This window comes from Wenzhouxiangella sp. YN1 (genome assembly GCF_056324145.1).
Map to the genome: position 1 here is coordinate 193,242 of NZ_JBJNIO010000125.1, position 17,106 is coordinate 210,347.

Below are 17,106 nucleotides of genomic sequence, written 5' to 3' on the forward strand. Positions count from 1 at the left end.
CACTAGTGTTGACACATTTATGGAGAGAGCGCCATGCAAGCCGATCAACTACCTAGCCCCACCCCCGAGTCTGACGGTCAGCAAGTCCACCTACAGATTTCAATATCCCAGCTTTCAACTGAATCTGGCCCTCGGACCATTTATCACTTCGGGGTGATCACTCTTGCCGAACAAATCAGGCAGTACCTCGCTACCGCATTGGCCAAAAAACCATATCGTCTCTCAGATGATGCCGAATACGTAGATGGGCTCCTGCGGTTCCAGATCACCAGCCTGCCAGACGCACAATTGGACTGTATGGAGTCCCAGCGCGTCTATGCGGCGGCGTCGAAAGACGTCGAACATGCCCTCAATTATCTTGATGACCCAGTCACAACAGTTACCAAGGGCCTGGAAGTGGGGCGGCCAAAGGCTGAGTTTGAGGCGCTCCATAGAGCGGCTGAGGATTTGGTTAAACAAAACGAGCAAAGTCCGATCGTAGCCGCCGTAGTGCTAGCATCCGAAAAACTCAGCGTGACGGGTACAGTTGCGTCAAATGAGGCACAGCGCGAGGCCAAACGGCTGCTAAAGCCACCAGTTAAATACACGCTTGAAAAATTAACTGTAACCTTCGTCTCTCAGGACTCAGATGGCACTCTCGTCAGCGATCAGGGTGAATTGTATGATCCGGGCGATGGTCATCGAGACCGACTGCCAATTGGTGAGCCCGTACGCGTGGAAGCACAAGTGGAGAAGACTTCCATCACTAGAGATGCCCGCAAGATCACGCGGATTCTGAACGAAGAAGAGGAGCCGGATGAGTAGCTACATGCGACCAGTATTGGCAGCACAATCCGCTCGTGTGCGGTGCCTTGACCGCACCCCCTGATTAGGACCGCCCCCAATGTGGGAGATTGCGAGTATGAAACCGCCAGTCTCGCGTACTTGGCCGGCGGCACTCTTTGCGGAAATCCATGGGGTCTGATTTCGTTGTCATGCTATTGGCAGGAATGGGAAGCAGCTCCGCGCGGCATTGCGTATAGGGTCGAAACGCAGCGTGGCCGGACATACGAGTCCGCAGCCTTGGCAGCGTAATCGGGAAGTGACAGCTTGCCGCGCATGGACCAACATTGGGCTTCGAACGCGAAAGCGGACGTACGCGGTAATGGCTACCGGGAGTTAAGGCCCGTTTTCGGCATATGGCCAAACAGATCTGATTCGCGTGCAGCCATTTGCGTAGCATAGAGTGACTGCATCGTAGCCAGGAACTTGTTCTGCCCCCCATAGCTTGGATGCCTTGCCTTGTAGACGAAATCTTCGGTGAAAACGCCGGACAGAACGTTGTAGGCATCGTTGCCAATTGCGATGATCCGTTTTGGTCGTAGATACTCGACCATCTTGATCAAAACGTCGGTTCCAGCCTTGCGCTCCTTGGCGTTATGTGCGCGGTTGGAAAACGGCTCACCCTCGATAAAGGGGTGAAGGGGAAAGACGTTCCAAAGAAAGACCGGTACGCCGACGCGCAGCAGGACGTTCCAGACGGCAGCAGCGGTCCGCTCTGCGACAGGTTTGCCGTAGGTTGGACGCTGCACGCCCAACCCCCAACGCTTCAAATGGTCTGCGAAATGCACGTCATCCGTAAGCGCCAAACCAGTTCGTCGACCACCACGATATCCGAGGTCACGTCCGACCCAGATTGAATCCAGTTCGGCGTCGGCAGCACGGTCCAACATTTCTGCGAGGTAGTGTCGCCGTAGCGCCGGTGCGTCGTAGGCATCATAGACGGGGCACCGCTCATAATAAGGGTTAAAGGTGTTCTCAAACCGAATATCTTCTAACGCCCTGAAAATTCCCTTTATACTCATAATGGCTACTAATTTCCGGCTGGTTTAAAGCGCAGTGTGCGTTCATCACGATTTCCGATGATGACGCCGCCGTTATTCTTTCGTACTTCACGAAACACCTCGTAGCCCTGCAATATCGCGTACTCCCAAAGATGAAGAGGGCAGGCCTCGACTTCGTAGCCGCGCACAAAATTTCGTACGGCCTTGAGCAAGTCGAAGGGCACCGTGTTTTGGTCCTCGAAGAAATTCACGGATTTAGCGTAGGAAAAGATATAGGCTGATAGCCCCTCATCGATAACAATAGCGCGTCCGCTGTCCTGGACCTTATCGGCGTGTTTGCAGCTCTTGCGCTTATGTTTGATCAGCGCTCTGAATGTCGGCGACCAGTGCAGGATCGCAGCGTTAGCAAAGTGGAAGACATCGTGAAATCGATACCCGTCCTCATCGGCAATATTGTCCGATAGCGGGTCGCCGATAAAGACGCCATTCCACCGCAGATAACTGCGGCCATCGGCCCGCTGGGATATCTCGATCGAAAAATTGCGCGGCAATTGTTCCTCAACGGGAAAGCCCAAATCAAAATCGGGCAGATCATCGGCATCCGGCGCGATGAAGCGACCGCAGGCTTTTGCTATGTTGTTGCGCAGAACCGCGGCAAAGGATACATGGGCGGCTTGCACAGCTTCAATATAGACCCGGACGAAGCCGAGCACTTGATCTTTGCCTGTATCGGTACTGACGTCAAGGCTCAGGATTTTAGCCGCATGCTCGCCCAGCCGCAGCAGGATGGAGTCCAGCGGCGCGATATTTTTGGCAGTCATGACCTGCGCGACCGGGTGTGCTGGATCAGCGTTAGCGGCGATGCTGACGGCATAGCCGTCCTCGTCCAGAACCTGTGCGAACATATCCGAAAGCTTCACGTCCAGACGCCTGCAAAGTGCAGCAACATACCAGAGCGTGTCACCAAGCTCCTCCTCGACATCTTGCTGAAACCCCGTGAACGCAGTCTTTTCCCTGTGGAGCTTTTTCGACGTGCTCATCACGCTTCCGACTTCACCAAACAACCCCAGCAAGATCGGCGTAAATTCGGAGTCATCAAAGCGATCCGTCGGCGCGATGGCCTGCTCGTACTCGCTCAGCAAAACATGTGCACTGGATGGTGATTCGCTCATTCTTCCTCTCTCTTCCTCGCGGCCTCCACCATGTCGAACGGCCTGCCTTGGTATCCCCGGACCCCCAGTTCATCAAGCCATGCTTCGAACGCTGCTATTGCATCCCTATCTACAACCTTGCGGTGCCCCCGTCCGGCCCACACGATCCCTGCTGCTTTGAACTCGTCCGGAATTGCTGGGCCTTCGGCTCCGAAATAAACGAAGTCTTCACTGACCAGAACGCGGTCTACGGACGTATCGCGTTTTATGTGCTTGGGATACGGCGTTCCGTCAGCGTTGCTGTGGTAGGAATTCAGTTGATGCCAGTCGCCGCAGTCCGTGGGACAGTAGATGTTGTCCCCGCAAGCCATCCGGTAGCTGCCGAACATGCTGGGCTTCTTTCGGGCGAAGCGCGGATCATTCCAGTATTCAGAAAATGTCAGGCTTTCCTGCACCCTCATCGCGTAGACCAGAAAGCCGCCCCGGCGGATGCCGGCCCTATTGCTTCCAGTGCCGATAATCCAATCGCCAATCGCAGCGCATTTTCTAATCTCCGGCTTGCAGGTTGCCAAGGTGCAATATCCATTGAACGGATTCGGTGCGAAGCCGCTGTCATAGGCAACAATATAGCTATAAAGGACTGGCACGGCACCCTGGCTATCCACATGGATGTCGGCGAATGGATCGGGGCTCGCACAGTGCACCGTCCGGTGTTTCAAACTGCTCATAATCCCCATTGATAGCGTCAATAATCTTGTCTGCGTTCCATCCAACAAGCGCATGACCGTATTCGTCGAGCGCTTCGGGAGGCTCGCACCCGCTAGCTCCGCGCTCCCAAACGCCGACAATCGTTTTGTCCTGCTTGTGCGCCCGCTCGATCTCCCAGTTCACCCATTCGCTGTTCCTGGTTTCCGGCGAGATATAGACGATCATAGTGCTGGCCCAATCGATGCGGGGCGCAAGTATCTCGGATTTAATGTAGTCCGGCGATTTCGCATTGTTCGGACGATCCAGATTAACCGAACTGTCACGCACATCCATGCCCTTGTTTTTGAGTAACCTTTTGAGGTCGGTGAGGCCATCGTCGTCTTTGTGGACGTGGCTGATAAATACATTTTTGGTTTTGTTGCTCATCGGTGCTATTTTCGTAGTTTGACCATATAGGGCATCTCGTCTTGCAGGCTACCTCATATATGCTCAAATTTCGAGGCTGAATGCCCGCAACTGAAAGGAGTTAGATGCTACCGCCCATCCTTGAAATCTTCGTGCTCTGGCATCCGGACGACCAACGAGGCGCAAGCTTCGCCGAGACGATCTTCAATCACTTCATGAAGGGGCCAACCTTCTCCGGCGTGATCGGCGGCGGTGTACAGGTATCCTTGCGAAGCACGGGGTGGGAAGGTTCGGGCAGCGCGCCCAGACCTGTCTATGCCGAAGGGCGGGCCGCGCCGAACGGTATCAGGCCGGCCCGCTTCGTGGCTGTCGTCCCCTTGCTCGGCACGGAAATGGCCGCTTGCGTCGAGAACGAGAACACACAGTGGCATGGATATGTGAATGCGATCCGGGACTTGCATCAAGCATCGCCCGAACGCGTCTGCGTGTTCCCCTACGCATTGGATGCAGGCGCCACGCAGGGTACAAAGCTTCAGGATGTTCTGGGCAGTTTCCAGTTCGTCGCAGCAGGCAATCCCGACCGGAACGGTGAAGACGTCGAGAGCATGCTCTGTCGCGACCTGACGCAAGGGCTAGCGCAGCTGCTATCGCCCTATGAAATGGATCGATTGACGGCGTTCATTAGCCACACAAAGAGGCATAGCCAGGGGGAAGGTGAAGATGTCGATATCCTGATCGATCTGGTGCGGGAAGTTATCCGCAATACGCGGCTGAACGAGTTTTTCGACGCCAATGATCTGCAACCGGGCACCGATTGGGATCAGGAACTGCGCGATAAATCCGCTACAAGCGCAATGCTCGCGCTGCGCACGGACCTGTATTCCAGCCGAGAATGGTGTCAGCGCGAGGTGGTTATCGGGAAAACGCATGGCATGCCGGTGATTATGATGGACGCCATCGGCCTTGGTGAAGAACGCGGCTCGTTTCTGATGGACCATGTGCCGCGGATCGCAGTCAGGAGAGTGGATGGGCGCTGGCAGCGGCAGGACGTCTATCGCGCCCTCAATCTCCTAGTCGATGAATGTCTGAAACGCGTACTCTGGCTGCACCAAAAAGATCTTGCGCACGAGCGCCCCGAACTCGATGTTGCTTGGTGGGCACCGCATGCGCCCGAACCGCTGACCTTATCTCGCTGGATCGATGCCTATCTGGCGCAAAACGGCGAGGAGGCTAGTGACGACACTGTCCGGATTCTGCATCCCGATCCGCCGCTGGGGCCCGAAGAGCGGGATGTGCTGATGAGCTATGCGCGAACGACCCGCCTTGGGCGGGAGATCGATATCATGACCCCGCGCCAGCTTGCCACGAGAGGGGGGTAGCAATGACTGCAGAAAACCAAAGGGCCGGCCTGCTCCCGGCGGACGCGTTGCATGGCAAACAGCTTGGCTTGTCCGTATCCGACAGTCCCGATCTTGACCGGCTCGGACTACTGGATGCGCATTTTTGGATGACGCTCGGAGAGTTGGCCCGCACGGTGATCATCGCGGGCGGCTCGCTTTGTTATGGCGGGCATCTGCAACCCGGCGGCATCACGAAATTCCTTATCGAAGAGTTACACCGCTACGGGCGGCGCGACCGTCCGCTCAAAGTCTGGCTGGCCTGGACGGTTCATCGGGGGATGACGCCGGAGCAGATAGCCAAACAAAAAGACCTGCTTGGGCTGTTCGGCGAGATACACTTTCTCTCGCCTGAAGGGGACAGGCTTGACGGTCCAGTTGATGAACCGGTGATCGACGATCCGCCAGCCGAAGTGCGCGCCCGCTCTCTGACGGGCTTGCGGACTTACATGACGACAAACACAAGTGCGCGCATAGTCATCGGAGGCAAACGCGCCGGATTCCAAGGGGTTATGCCGGGTATATTTGAAGAGGTACTGTTTGCTCTGGAACGCAGGCAGCCGCTCTATTTGGCTGGAGGATTTGGCGGCGCGACACTGGATGTCATTCGAAAATTGCGTCCCGACTACGCGGAATGGTTTCCTTCGGCACATGATGCGCCTGCGCCAGACGAACGGCTTCTCGAAGGCCTTGAACGGGTCGAAGAAGCTGTCGCGGCTGCGAAGTGGGACGGCTTCGAAAACGGTTTGAGTGAGGACGAGAACCGTCTGCTAGCCGCATCCTATCGCCCGAGCGAAATAGCGGCGCTCGTCGGCAAAGGTATGGGGCGCTTGTTGCCGCCGTTCGAAGGCAAATAGTAGGTCAGCCGTGTCGATCGTGATGAGCGACGTGGAAGGTTTTGCGTTTGCAAATGAAGGCGAGCCGTGACGCCGCTGAAATTAGGCAGGTTCTGAACGCAAGATTTCCAGTCCGGCTTCTTGTCCCGTCACTTGTTAAGCAGCCCGTTCTTCTGGCTCTGGACCAGGATGTGCCTTGCCCGCCCACCCTGCGGTGCTGGCGTGGCATCTCGCTCGACCGCCTTCGGTTACAAAATACCGCTCGCATGCCCTGAGTATCAGTCAATCCCATTTTCATTGTTGTGCCGCGCAGACAAATCGTCAATCCTCCGGCTACTCGATTTCGTGCACCCTGGAGAACGCCAGGACCAGCGTCAATATATGGCAGGTCGAGGCTGAGGGGCGCGTGTTTGTAGGATATTTCCTACCCGCCACGAGGAGAAGTTCCGATAACAGAGTGCGCTGAAATCCTATTTCCAGGTTGGCTGGCACTGCGGCAGAATATACCTGCGTTACCGGGACTGTCAGGTAATTAACCGATCAAGGTAGCGCCGGCCCGGTTTGTCAGGTGTGAGCTATTGCAGCTTAGTGAACCGACACGGACGGGCGGATTGAGTTGCCCCTCTTCACGGCGGTGGAGAGGGGCCGCTTTATGCTGCGGACAAGGCTTCTTGAGAGACGGGAAGGGCCCCGTGGCAGTGGAGGTGCAGTCTGGTCTTTCCCAAGCCTCAATCGAGCGTCGGCGTCCCGCCTGATTCCCACCCAATCCCGTGCATGCGATATGGATTGACCGTGCTTGGCCCGCCAATTCGGCGGTGCTATGGTTAGGCACAGATGAACAAGGCCACGCTACCCGCAAATACATCGGAGATCGCAGACTTGCTCGGGCTGCCGGCATCCCCGGATGGGCTGCCAGAGGCCTGCCCGGCATCCGCTGTACGGGTGCTGATCGAAGCCGTGGGGGATCGAGATCTGGTGGCGCGGGCATTGCCGGCCACCGTGATGCGCCGTCGCGCCGGAGAGCTGGACCGCGCCAACAGCGAGCGAGTCTACCGTATTGCTGCAATTTGGTTGATGTGTCGTCGGGTGTTCGGTGACGACGACACCGCGAGGCGATGGCTCGGAAAGCCGCATGCAATGTTGGCTGGCAGCGTGCCAATCCAGTGTGCAGCAGCTAGTGCCGCTGGTCTTGAAGACGCTGAAGGCGTGCTGGGACGGCTGTATTATGGATCTGCGGTTTGACTGATCGTGGTCTGTGCCTTGTGGGGCTGGCTACCGGCGAGCGCGATCACGCAAAGCCGCCGGCATTGGTCCGGTCAACGTAGGCAAGCACAGCCGAGGCCCGATCCTCCCGGATCAACTCCACCGCAGTCCTGTCGCCAAGAGAGGGGATTGGTGTGGAGCTCGCCCAGTACCAGGCTGCCGGCGGCGACCCGCATCGGGCAAGGCTGCGATCGAGAACGTCTACCAGCCCGTCAAGGCGGATCTGGGTCTCCGGCGCATAAGGCCGATGGCCAGTGAGCTCTGCCTCGCCAACACCCAGTGCCTGGGCCAACACGGCGGGCAGCAGGTCGAGCACCGAGGCCAGCCGGGTCGGGCAGATATCGCCATCTCTGTCGCATTGGCTTCGGATCAATGGCCGGTTTGTTTCTGACATTTCTTCCTCGCCCTCTACAACTTCATCCAGCATAATATCTGTAGCGGAGACTGCAGAGTGTGTCGATCGAAAACTAGCGTAACTGTACTGCCTGATATCCAAAGAGGCCCACCCCTGTCAAATGACGGAGCCTCTGGTAACCCAGGCAGGTCAGGGCCGCTCCCAGTAGTCAATGGGCGGTGGCCAGTCGGACCGATAAGAGGTCCTTGAACGCGTGTTTGGATGCATGATTCGCTTCTTTTGAGATTGGGGTTCTACAGAGGGTGGGGCACCGCCGAGCCCCGCTGCAACCCCAGGTTGGCTCGGGCTTGTCGAGGCGTGAGTCGTTGAGTGTTTGAGGCTGTAGCTGCTCGCAGCTCGGACAGGTTCAGCTCCCATTCCACGCGACGCACTAGAACCTCTCTTCGACGCGGCTTGAGATATGTGGCGGGATCACGGATGACCAAGGATTGTGGTTGATCTCCGTGAATACCGCTGATCGCCACCAGGAAGTACTTTTCTCCTTCAAGCTTCGCGCGTTCCCATTGGCAATCCGACAGCCTAATCGCTCCGGCGTCGTCGGCCAAGGCCTTGATCTCCACGTACCAACTCTCCTGGCCGAGCTCGAGTTTAAAGTCGTAGCCACTTTGCCGGTTCCGGCAGTCCACGAGGGCAGCTCCTTTAAAACTCGTGCATGCGGATTGGAAGTTCTCCTGAAACCATTCTTCAGCTTTTTGGCCGGTGGCCAAACGATTGCGCGCGGCTTCTGGGCCGGGTTTGTTCCGATTCGAGCCAGCAGCACTGCCAGCTTGCTGGCCGTCCGATCCATCCGAGTCTTTGTCGGGTGCCTGCGTCGCGCCTTCGCCGTCAAAGATGATCCTAGGCCTGAAGTTGACTTCAAGGTTGGTCCAGAGCGCGTCAAGCGGCCGATTCTTCGGAGCACGCGGCAGTGCCATGCGGATCTGGTCCGGCTGCTTCAGCCACAGGCTGGTGAGCATCCGAGCGCGGAAGTAGAGTTTGGTGGCCGCACGGCCTGGGTCTTGACTGCGATTGGCCAGCGCGATGCAGTCGACCATATTGGTCGACAGGTCCGATAGCGGCTTGCTGCCCTGGTTGGGTTCGCGGTAACCAATGAGCGCGAACACACGGTCCCACAGACTGCGGCACTCCGGGGTGCAGGCAATGCCGACAGCCGCTGCCGCCAAGGCGGCGGGGTGCGCAAGTTCGACGGGCGGATGCGATTCGACAACCCAGTCCAGGGCATCCCGCAAGATAGAATCATCCAGTGAGTTGCCCTCGAGGCTCGAGGCCTGTTTTGCCAGCGCCAGCACTTCCCTGAAATCAGGCTCATGAACAACCTGGGGTGGGCTCAGCTCAGTCCAGTGGCTGCGTGTGATCTCCGGCGCGCGAAAGCCCTTCTGTGAGTTGCGCTCACCCCGCAGTTTCCGCACCTCGGAAATCATCGCGGCCACATCCGGAATCGGCAGAAAGTGACGATAGCGGTGGTCCGGATCATCGTGATGGACCCAGGCCTTCACCACGGCAAGTGACGTCTGGAACAGAAACAGCTGGTAGTTGTGGTTGCGGGTCAGGAGCGGGTCATTCTGATGGCGCTCGATCAGCTCGCGCAGGAATCCCGGCGCATCTGGACCGCGCTCGTTGCGAAAAACTTCATGGCGAGCCAGGCGACGCCACAGTTCCAGCGTCTGGGGATAGAGCGCGAGACTGATGAGGGCGGCACCCAGCACGCCGGAGGAAAACCACTTGGGATGGATGCTGAGCGTATCGAGCTGCCGGATTTCTTGCTCGTAAATGTCGAAAGCCCAGCCGTAGTCGATGTGCTGCTCACCCGGCAGCGCATGGCGCGGGAGGCCGCGAATAGCGAAATCCAGCATGCGCTTGCAGTGGCCTTTCTTGAGCGCCTTGGACTGGAGGTGTTGGTCGCGGATTTCAGTCATGGCGATTCCTCCCGAAAAGGTTGACAACATTATTCTTGTGGTTTCTACCGCCTGGGTTCTGAACAGCGGCACCCTGCTTCTCGGATCGATGGTTGTCCGGCGGCCCAAACAAACGACTGGAGATGGGCTGCGGAACCGGGTGTGCCTCCACCATGCCGCCAACCAGGCCAGCGTCGAACAACTGCTCGAACAGGTCGCCCTCGATGAGGTCGACCAGATCTTCCAGCCTGGTGATGTGGTAACGCTCGATGGCTTCGCGCGCCCAGGCCACCAATGCTTCGTGGTTATCGCGGGTCTGGGGTTGTTCCAGGGCCAGGCACAGGGCCTGCCCCGGCCGGATCCGGAAGCTGTACCAGAGGTGGTCCGCAACAGCCTGCGGACGCAGACGGGGAGTGAACTCGTTCATCAGTTGTTCTCCTTCTTGTTGTTGTCGTTATCGCTGGATACGCCGGCCTGGGAGGCCAGCAGCCGCGCCATCGCCGAGCCGTCCTGTCGAGTCAGGTTCGGCACGTAGCGCGAATAGGTTGAAAAGAGCATCTGGGTCGTGGTGTGTCCGAGAACGCGGGCGACCCACTCGGGCGACTCACCGGCGGCGAGCATCAGCGTCGCGGTGGTGTGGCGGGTCTGGTAGGGCCGTCGGTAATCGAGATCGAGATAGGCCAGCAATGGCCGCCATACGCGCTTTGTGAAGTTCTGGGGGTTAATCGGACTGCCGTTGCGGTTCCAGAAAACCCACTCGACGTCTCTAGGGGTCGCCTTGCGCTGGGCCAGCATGGCCTTCTTGACCGCTGGCAGCATGGGGATCTCGCGGCAGGAGTCATAGGTCTTGGCCCCTTGGCTGATTTCGCCATTTACGAGCGTCTCTCGAATCAGGATCAGGTCGCGATCAAAATCGATGTTGCGCCAGCGCAGTCCGTGGATCTCCCCGGTGCGCATGCCGGTGAAGAATCGCACCACGAAGTAGTTCCGGTAATCGGCGCGGCAGGACGCAATGATCCGGTTGACCTCCTCAAGCGAAAAGGGGTCCACATCAGCCTTTGGCACTTTCAGTGACTTGATTCCCTGGAATGCAGGATTGAAGTCGTAGCGAAACGCCGCCTCATTGAGAATCTGACGCAGGAAGGTCATGACCTTGTTGATGCGACTGTTGCCCAGCGGTTTGCCCCGCCGACCGGGCATCTTGCTCAACTCAGCTCGAAAGGCGAGGATATCGGCGCGCCTGATTTCGCCAACGGTCCAGTCTCCAAAGCGCGGCAGAAGATACTTGTCCAGCACGCCGCGAACGGACTCCTGATGGAGCGGCCGCCACTGCGGGAGGCATTCCTGGTACCAGGTTTCCGCAAACTCACCGAAAGCGGGCGTAGCCGGCCCAGCCGAAGCCGGGACTGTTTGTGCGGCGGCAACCCCTGATCCCAAAGTAGGAGCGCTAGTGAATTTACGGATGTTGGGGCTGCCCGGGAACGTTTTCGCGTAGTCGAAAGAGCCGTCCATGATCTGCTGCTCAATCTGGCGCAACAGTTGCTGGACCTTTCTTCGGTTTGCCTTGGTATCCGGCAAGAGCGTCTGTTCGCGACACCGAATGCCTTGGTAGCGGAAGTCGAGAAACAGACGCCCGTTCTCCGGACGTACCCGTACGCTACCCATGGTTGGCCACTCCGCCGCCAGCCAGCGGGATGGCCGGGCCCTGGGCCTTGGAGTGCTTGACCATGTCACGCTCTATGGCATCCCACAGGTACAGGATCTTTCGTCCGCCAAACGGCCGGAAGTAGTGGACGCCCTCAATCAGCACCGAATCTTTCAGGCGATTGCGGATGGTGCGCGGATCGTAGTGAATGCGCTGAGCGAGCTGCTCGGTGGTAAGATATTTGCCGTTCATAATCGTCCTCCGACATTGGGGATAAGCAACAAACGTCTATTTAAGTCGACGTTTAGCGGCTATTATGAACACCAAAAGTTGATTGTCAACCCCAAGTGTCAATTTAATTCGACGAATGACGGAAATGATAAGATTTAAGCTGAAGCAGCAAATCGCCGACCTGGAGTTCCGAAAGAAGCGAAGGGTGAGCGTGCAGGAGGTGGCTGAGGCAACAGACATCAACCGCGCGACCCTCTCCAAAATGCTCAATCAGCATGGTGCCGTCGTACGAACGGACGTGCTCGACAAGCTTTGCGCGTACTTTGAGTGTCGGCTAGAAGATCTGGCAGAGTACGTTCCCTCGGACTAGCCTTTGGGAGTAAGCGCTTGCCAAGAGGGGCTGGGGCGCGAGCTGGGTTCGCTAGAGTTTGGGGAGAACGGTTGTTATGTGAAGCAAGGCAGTCGAAATTCCCTAGCTTTTCTCGGAATTTGAGAACGGTGCTAGGTAAGGTGACAATGGGCATAGCAAATTAAGCGGGGAACCACCTTGAATGACGATATCCGTACGATTTTGTGGGACGCGGCTAACTCGCTGCGTATTCATGTGGATGCCGCCACTTACAAGCACCCCGTGCTGGGGCTGATCTTTCTCAAGTACGTCTCCGACCGCTTCGAGCTGCGGCGCAGCAACCTCGACCGCTGGGCGCGCGATCCCGAAAGCGAGTACTTCGTCGGCGAGGATCAGGCCGAATACATCGTCGAGGATCGCGACGCCTACGATGAGGCCAACGTCTTCTGGGTGCCGCCGGAGGCGCGTTGGGAGCATATTCGCGACAGCGCCAAGCTGGCGCAGATCGGCAAGCTGCTCGACGAGGCCATGCGCGCCATTGAGCGCGAGAACGACACCCTCAAGGGCGTGCTCTACAAAGACTTCGCCAAGCTCGAGGTCGAGCCGCGCGTTTTTGGCCGGCTCATCGACATCTTCTCGGGGCTGAGCTTTGACACCGATGAGCACCACGCCCAGGATGTCTTCGGCGAAGTCTACGAATACTTCCTCGGACAATTTGCGCTAAAGGAGGGCCAGAAGGCCGGCCAGTTCTATACTCCGCGCTCGGTCGTGCGCCTGATGGTCGAAATCCTCGCGCCCTGGCAGGGCCGCATTTACGACCCCTGCATGGGCTCGGGCGGCATGTTCGTGTATTCCGAAAAATTCGTCGACGCCCACGAGGGCCGAATCAACAACCTTTCGGTCTACGGCCAGGAATCCAACCCGGCCACCTGGCGCCTGGCCTGCATGAATCTGGCCATTCGCGGCATCGACTACGCCTTTGGCAAAGCCGCCGATACCTTCCGCAACGACCAGCACCCGCATCTGAAGGTCGACTATATCCTCACCAACCCGCCGTTCAACGTGAAGGCTTGGGGTGCCGACGTGCTGGCCGACGATCCGCGCTGGCAGTATGGGCTGCCGCCGGCCAATAACGCCAACTATGCCTGGCTGCAGCACATGCTCTCCAAACTCAACGCCAACGGCCGCATGGGCACGGTGCTGGCCAACGGCTCGATGACTTCCACCACCGGCGGCGAGGGCGATATCCGCAAGGCCCTGGTCGACAACGACCTGGTCGAATGCATGGTCGCCCTGCCGGGCCAGCTGTTTACCAACACCCAGATCCCCGCCTGCCTGTGGTTTTTGACCCGCAACAAAGCCCCGCACAGCGGCCAGGGCGGTGAATTCACCGGCGATGTCACCGGCCAGGTGCTGTTTATCGACTGCCGCAAGATGGGCGGCAAGCAGCTCTCCCGCACCCAGATCGCCTTTACCGAACAAGAGCTGGAAAAGATTGCCCGCACCTACCACAACTGGTGCGGCAGCCCGTGGGCCGACGGCAACTACGAAGACGAGCAGGGCTTTTGCAAATCCGCCACCCTGGAAGAAATTGCCGAGCACGGCTATGCGCTGACGCCGGGGCGCTATGTCGGTGCTTCGCTGGAAGAGGATCCGGATGCGGAACCTTTTGAACGGGCGTTTCCACGATTGATTAACGAACTTGAGGAGCTATTTGCGAAAGGCTCAGCGCTGGAATCAGATATCACTAATAGATTGAGAAAGCTCTAATGCTCGAGGGTTGGATGAAAACAACCTGGGGAGAACTCGCGACTCTCGAATACGGGAAATCTCTTCGAGACTATAAAAAATCTGCTGGTTTGTACCCTGTTTATGGGACCAATGGGCCAATTGGATGGCATGACGCTTTTCTTTCTGAGATCCCATCGGTCATTATTGGTCGAAAAGGAGCCTATCGCGGGGTCCACTACTCCAGTACACCGTTTTTTGTAATTGATACTGCCTTCTATCTTAGACCCAAAGAGAAGATTGATACCAGATGGGCATATTACGAGCTGCTGACTAAAGACATCAATAGCATGGACAGCGGGTCGGCTATTCCATCCACTAGCAGAGACGAGTTCTACCAGCTGCCAGTTTTGGTGCCACCGTACGAAGAGCAGCGCCTGATCTCAGACGTACTCGCAACATTTGACAAGAAGATCCAAGTTAACCGCCAAACCGCTCGCACCCTGGAGAAACTGGCCCAGCGCCTGTTCAAGAGCTGGTTTGTGGACTTCGACCCCGTGCGCGCGAAAATGGCCGGCCGCCAGCCGGCCCACACACCCCCGGAAATCGCCGACCTCTTTCCCGACCGCCTGGTCGATTCGCCTCTCGGTCCGATTCCGGCGGGGTGGACCGTTCGCCCAATCGGAGAGACGGTGACAATCAAGGGTGGTGCTACGCCATCAACCAAGGAGGAAGCCTTCTGGGATGGCGGCGTTTACCACTGGGCAACGCCAAAGGACTTGTCGGGGCTTGAACAGAAGGTTCTGATCTCGACGGCAAGAAGAATCACCTCAGCGGGTGTAGAGAAAATTTCTTCTGGCCAGCTTCCAGCAGGAACAGTCCTCATGTCGTCCCGAGCGCCAGTAGGTTATCTAGCCTTGGCCGATATGCCGGTCTCGGTCAATCAGGGCTTTATCGCCATGATCTGCGATCAGGGAGTGCCGAACACATTTGTGTTGCACTGGGCAGAAGCCAACATGGATGTGATCAAGTCCAACGCAGGCGGGAGCACATTCGCTGAAATTAGCAAGAAGCAGTTTCGACCTCTGGAAGTGCTTGTGCCGTCACAGCCACTGCTCCAGGCTTTCGATGACATGGCTGCTGCTTGGTTCCAACGTGTTTCTCAGCTAACTCGAGAGAATGTCACCCTCGCCCAACTCCGCGACCGCCTCCTTCCCAAGCTGATCAGCGGCGAAATCCGGGTTCCGGAAGCTGAACTCGATCCGGACGCGGCGAGTGGTTGAGATAGTCGAGGTTCTGGGTCGTTCTCCACAGGGCGTGACTAAGCCGTTCATCTGCCGTGGCGATGATGACAATACCTATTACGTCAAGGGAGTTGGCGCTGGGCGGCGCAGCCAGGTCTGCGAATGGATCGGCGGCTACCTGGCTCGCCGATTCGGGCTGCCGGTGCCCGAGTTCTGCATTGTCGATGTGCCAAGGGAGTTGATTGCGCTTGATTCCGAACTGAATCTGCGTGAATTGGGTGCGGGGCCGGCGTTTGGATCGCGAAAGGTCGGGGGGTTGATCGAGCTGAAGGCGGCGACCGTCAGCCAGGTGCCTGAAGAAGTCCAGCGTGATGTGCTGGTATTTGATTGGTGGGTGGGAAACATGGATCGAACCCTGACCAATCTCGGGGGCAACCCAAACCTGTTCTGGGGGGCTAAAGGGCAGAAAATCGTGGTGCTCGACCACAATCTGATTTTTGATCAAGAGTTTTCTGCAGAAAAGTTCTTTAGATGTCATGCATTTACGGGAGTTGCCAATAAAGTTCGAACGGATCTGTTCCTTCCGCGTCAATATATGGGCAGAATGGAACAATGCCTGAGCGACTGGGAAACGATTGTGGCGGGCATTCCGGCGCCCTGGCTCTTTCAGGATGAAGAGCAGATGGATCCGGCGAACGTCGACCTCGCGCAATTTTTGACCGTGCTGCAAACCTGTGAAGACGAGGGCTTCTGGAAATGGCCATGAAACGAACCGCTTGCCAATACGCCGTTATACGATTCCTGCCGTTTGTCGAGACCGGTGAGTTCGCTAATGTAGGCGTGGCCATGATGGCGCCGGACATCCCGTATTTCGATTTCCGACTGGAACAGCGAAAGGCTGGCCGGGTCACTCAGTTCTTTCACGAGCTTGACGCCCGACTGTATCGCGCTGCCCTGAAGGAGTTCGCCAATGAGCTGACCCGAATCAAGGGCATGATCCACGACAGCAGTGAGCCTGTGCAGATGCGCCGCGAACTGGCTCGCAATTTGTTCGCGCAGCTGACTCGCGAGCGCGATAGCCTGGTGCGCTTCAGCAGTGTACGAGCCGTCCTGAGCAGGGACGTCAAGCAAGAAGCCGCGCGACTGTTCCAGTATTACGTCGAACGAAATTTTTCCACGCAAAAGCAGCGTGAGCAGCAGCTCGAACAAGGCCTGCGCAGCATGCTGCAGGACGCGAATCTGGCGGATCGTTTCCATGCCCGGAAGCTTGGAACCGAAGATTTCCCGGTGCCCTTTCCTTTCGTGGAGAGCGAAGGCGACAAGCCCTTGAAGGCGATTCGCCCGCTGGTTTTGAGCCAGGAGCAGCCAAAGCTGATCCTCGAGATGGCAGCAAAGTGGCAGTTTCGCGTCAAACGACTGCGACATCTGGAAGCGTTGCCGGCTCGAGTGTTGTTTGCGGCGACAGCCCCGGAGCGTAAAGATCAGACCCGAAGCCGTGCTTATGCGGAGGCTCGCGACATGCTGATTGAAACGGAATCTGAAGTCATCCTTTGGGATGAGCGCGAGAAGCTGCTTGATTTTGCCCGCGCCGCATGATTTAGGCTCAATTCGCCAACTGCACAGGTGGATCCGCCTTGTCGTGGCTGACGCGGTGTGCGGCGCTTGAGTCCGGACGCAGCGACAGTTCGGGTAGCTGAGTAGGACGCGGAGCAGCTCGAACACCTTGAATTGCTGTCCGATCGGAGGGCCGGAGGGGGTGATGAAAGCCAATGATTACCACAAGCATCACAGAAGACACCTACGAGCAGCACGCGCTGGCCACTTTGGCCGAGTTGGGCTATGAAGTGCTGCATGGCCCGGATATCGGGCCGGGCTGAGTTACTGTCAAGTCTGGTGTATGACCACTGGCTCATCAAGCGGCGTCCCTGCTGATTTTGCGTTCATCTATTCCGTCGATGAACTTCACGCCGGCAACGACATCGGCCAGTTGCCGGAAGCCCCGCAGTCTGCGCCAGC

At 57.6% G+C, this 17,106-nt stretch carries 18 protein-coding genes; 9 read left to right on the top strand and 9 right to left on the bottom strand.

Annotated elements, in window-relative coordinates:
- Positions 1-33 precede the first annotated feature (33 nt).
- Positions 34-804, top strand: coding sequence for a hypothetical protein (locus ACEWQZ_RS05590; RefSeq protein ID WP_476482084.1), 771 nt, complete (start codon positions 34-36; stop codon positions 802-804).
- Positions 805-1,148: 344 nt separating this feature from the next.
- On the opposite strand, the gene ACEWQZ_RS05595 is transcribed toward ACEWQZ_RS05590, so the two are convergent.
- From ACEWQZ_RS05595 to ACEWQZ_RS05610, 4 genes are read right to left on the bottom strand one after another with little or no spacing between them, the layout of a single operon-like run.
- On the bottom strand, positions 1,149-1,844 hold the full coding sequence (locus ACEWQZ_RS05595) for a uracil-DNA glycosylase (protein WP_476482085.1): 696 nt from the start codon (positions 1,842-1,844) through the stop codon (positions 1,149-1,151).
- Positions 1,845-1,852: 8 nt separating this feature from the next.
- Positions 1,853-2,995 carry a hypothetical protein gene (locus ACEWQZ_RS05600; RefSeq protein ID WP_476482086.1) on the bottom strand — a complete coding sequence of 381 codons (1,143 nt, stop codon included), beginning with the start codon at positions 2,993-2,995 and terminating at the stop codon, positions 1,853-1,855.
- On the bottom strand, positions 2,992-3,702 hold the full coding sequence (locus ACEWQZ_RS05605) for an Nmad2 family putative nucleotide modification protein (protein ID WP_476482087.1): 711 nt from the start codon (positions 3,700-3,702) through the stop codon (positions 2,992-2,994). The genes ACEWQZ_RS05600 and ACEWQZ_RS05605 overlap by 4 nt, the downstream gene beginning before the upstream one ends.
- Complete coding sequence (locus ACEWQZ_RS05610; RefSeq protein ID WP_476482088.1) at positions 3,632-4,108, bottom strand: TIR domain-containing protein; 477 nt, start codon at positions 4,106-4,108, stop codon at positions 3,632-3,634. Before ACEWQZ_RS05610 ends, ACEWQZ_RS05605 begins: the two co-directional genes overlap by 71 nt.
- Positions 4,109-4,212: 104 nt before the next feature.
- Here ACEWQZ_RS05610 and ACEWQZ_RS05615 point away from each other — a divergent pair, with 104 nt between their 5' ends.
- From ACEWQZ_RS05615 to ACEWQZ_RS05625, 3 genes are all read left to right on the top strand, one after another.
- On the top strand, positions 4,213-5,466 hold the full coding sequence (locus ACEWQZ_RS05615; RefSeq protein ID WP_476482089.1) for a hypothetical protein: 1,254 nt from the start codon (positions 4,213-4,215) through the stop codon (positions 5,464-5,466).
- 2 nt (positions 5,467-5,468) lie between these two features.
- Positions 5,469-6,341 carry a hypothetical protein gene (locus ACEWQZ_RS05620; protein ID WP_476482090.1) on the top strand — a complete coding sequence of 291 codons (873 nt, stop codon included), beginning with the start codon at positions 5,469-5,471 and terminating at the stop codon, positions 6,339-6,341.
- Positions 6,342-7,154: 813 nt separating this feature from the next.
- A complete protein-coding gene (locus tag ACEWQZ_RS05625; RefSeq protein WP_476482091.1) occupies positions 7,155-7,562 on the top strand; it encodes an antitoxin Xre/MbcA/ParS toxin-binding domain-containing protein in 408 nt (135 codons plus the stop codon).
- A gap of 46 nt (positions 7,563-7,608) precedes the next feature.
- On the opposite strand, the gene ACEWQZ_RS05630 is transcribed toward ACEWQZ_RS05625, so the two are convergent.
- From ACEWQZ_RS05630 to ACEWQZ_RS05650, 5 genes are all read right to left on the bottom strand, one after another.
- Positions 7,609-7,956, bottom strand: a complete 348-nt coding sequence (locus ACEWQZ_RS05630; protein ID WP_476482092.1) for an antitoxin Xre/MbcA/ParS toxin-binding domain-containing protein — start codon at positions 7,954-7,956, stop codon at positions 7,609-7,611.
- 275 nt (positions 7,957-8,231) lie between these two features.
- Positions 8,232-9,914, bottom strand: coding sequence for a protein NO VEIN domain-containing protein (locus tag ACEWQZ_RS05635; protein ID WP_476482093.1), 1,683 nt, complete (start codon positions 9,912-9,914; stop codon positions 8,232-8,234).
- Complete coding sequence (locus tag ACEWQZ_RS05640) at positions 9,907-10,320, bottom strand: hypothetical protein (protein ID WP_476482094.1); 414 nt, start codon at positions 10,318-10,320, stop codon at positions 9,907-9,909. The genes ACEWQZ_RS05635 and ACEWQZ_RS05640 overlap by 8 nt, the downstream gene beginning before the upstream one ends.
- Positions 10,320-11,558 carry an Arm DNA-binding domain-containing protein gene (locus tag ACEWQZ_RS05645; RefSeq protein ID WP_476482095.1) on the bottom strand — a complete coding sequence of 413 codons (1,239 nt, stop codon included), beginning with the start codon at positions 11,556-11,558 and terminating at the stop codon, positions 10,320-10,322. Before ACEWQZ_RS05645 ends, ACEWQZ_RS05640 begins: the two co-directional genes overlap by 1 nt.
- Positions 11,551-11,790 (bottom strand): hypothetical protein, encoded by a 240-nt coding sequence (locus ACEWQZ_RS05650; protein ID WP_476482096.1) that lies wholly within the window; start codon positions 11,788-11,790, stop codon positions 11,551-11,553. The genes ACEWQZ_RS05645 and ACEWQZ_RS05650 overlap by 8 nt, the downstream gene beginning before the upstream one ends.
- Positions 11,791-11,914: 124 nt before the next feature.
- Between ACEWQZ_RS05650 and ACEWQZ_RS05655 the strand changes: the two genes are divergently transcribed.
- The 5 genes from ACEWQZ_RS05655 to ACEWQZ_RS05675 all read left to right on the top strand — a co-directional run bounded on the left by ACEWQZ_RS05655 (position 11,915) and on the right by ACEWQZ_RS05675 (position 16,686).
- Positions 11,915-12,139 (top strand): helix-turn-helix domain-containing protein, encoded by a 225-nt coding sequence (locus ACEWQZ_RS05655; RefSeq protein ID WP_476482105.1) that lies wholly within the window; start codon positions 11,915-11,917, stop codon positions 12,137-12,139.
- 177 nt (positions 12,140-12,316) lie between these two features.
- Complete coding sequence (locus tag ACEWQZ_RS05660) at positions 12,317-13,888, top strand: class I SAM-dependent DNA methyltransferase (RefSeq protein WP_476482097.1); 1,572 nt, start codon at positions 12,317-12,319, stop codon at positions 13,886-13,888.
- Between the two features lie 14 nt (positions 13,889-13,902).
- Entirely contained in the window at positions 13,903-15,129 is a 1,227-nt protein-coding gene (locus ACEWQZ_RS05665; RefSeq protein ID WP_476482098.1) for a restriction endonuclease subunit S, read from the top strand.
- Positions 15,122-15,856: a HipA family kinase gene (locus tag ACEWQZ_RS05670; RefSeq protein ID WP_476482099.1), complete on the top strand. Its 735-nt coding sequence runs from the start codon at positions 15,122-15,124 to the stop codon at positions 15,854-15,856. The genes ACEWQZ_RS05665 and ACEWQZ_RS05670 overlap by 8 nt, the downstream gene beginning before the upstream one ends.
- Positions 15,853-16,686, top strand: coding sequence for a DUF3037 domain-containing protein (locus ACEWQZ_RS05675; RefSeq protein ID WP_476482100.1), 834 nt, complete (start codon positions 15,853-15,855; stop codon positions 16,684-16,686). The genes ACEWQZ_RS05670 and ACEWQZ_RS05675 overlap by 4 nt, the downstream gene beginning before the upstream one ends.
- The last annotated feature ends 420 nt before the right edge of the window (positions 16,687-17,106 follow it).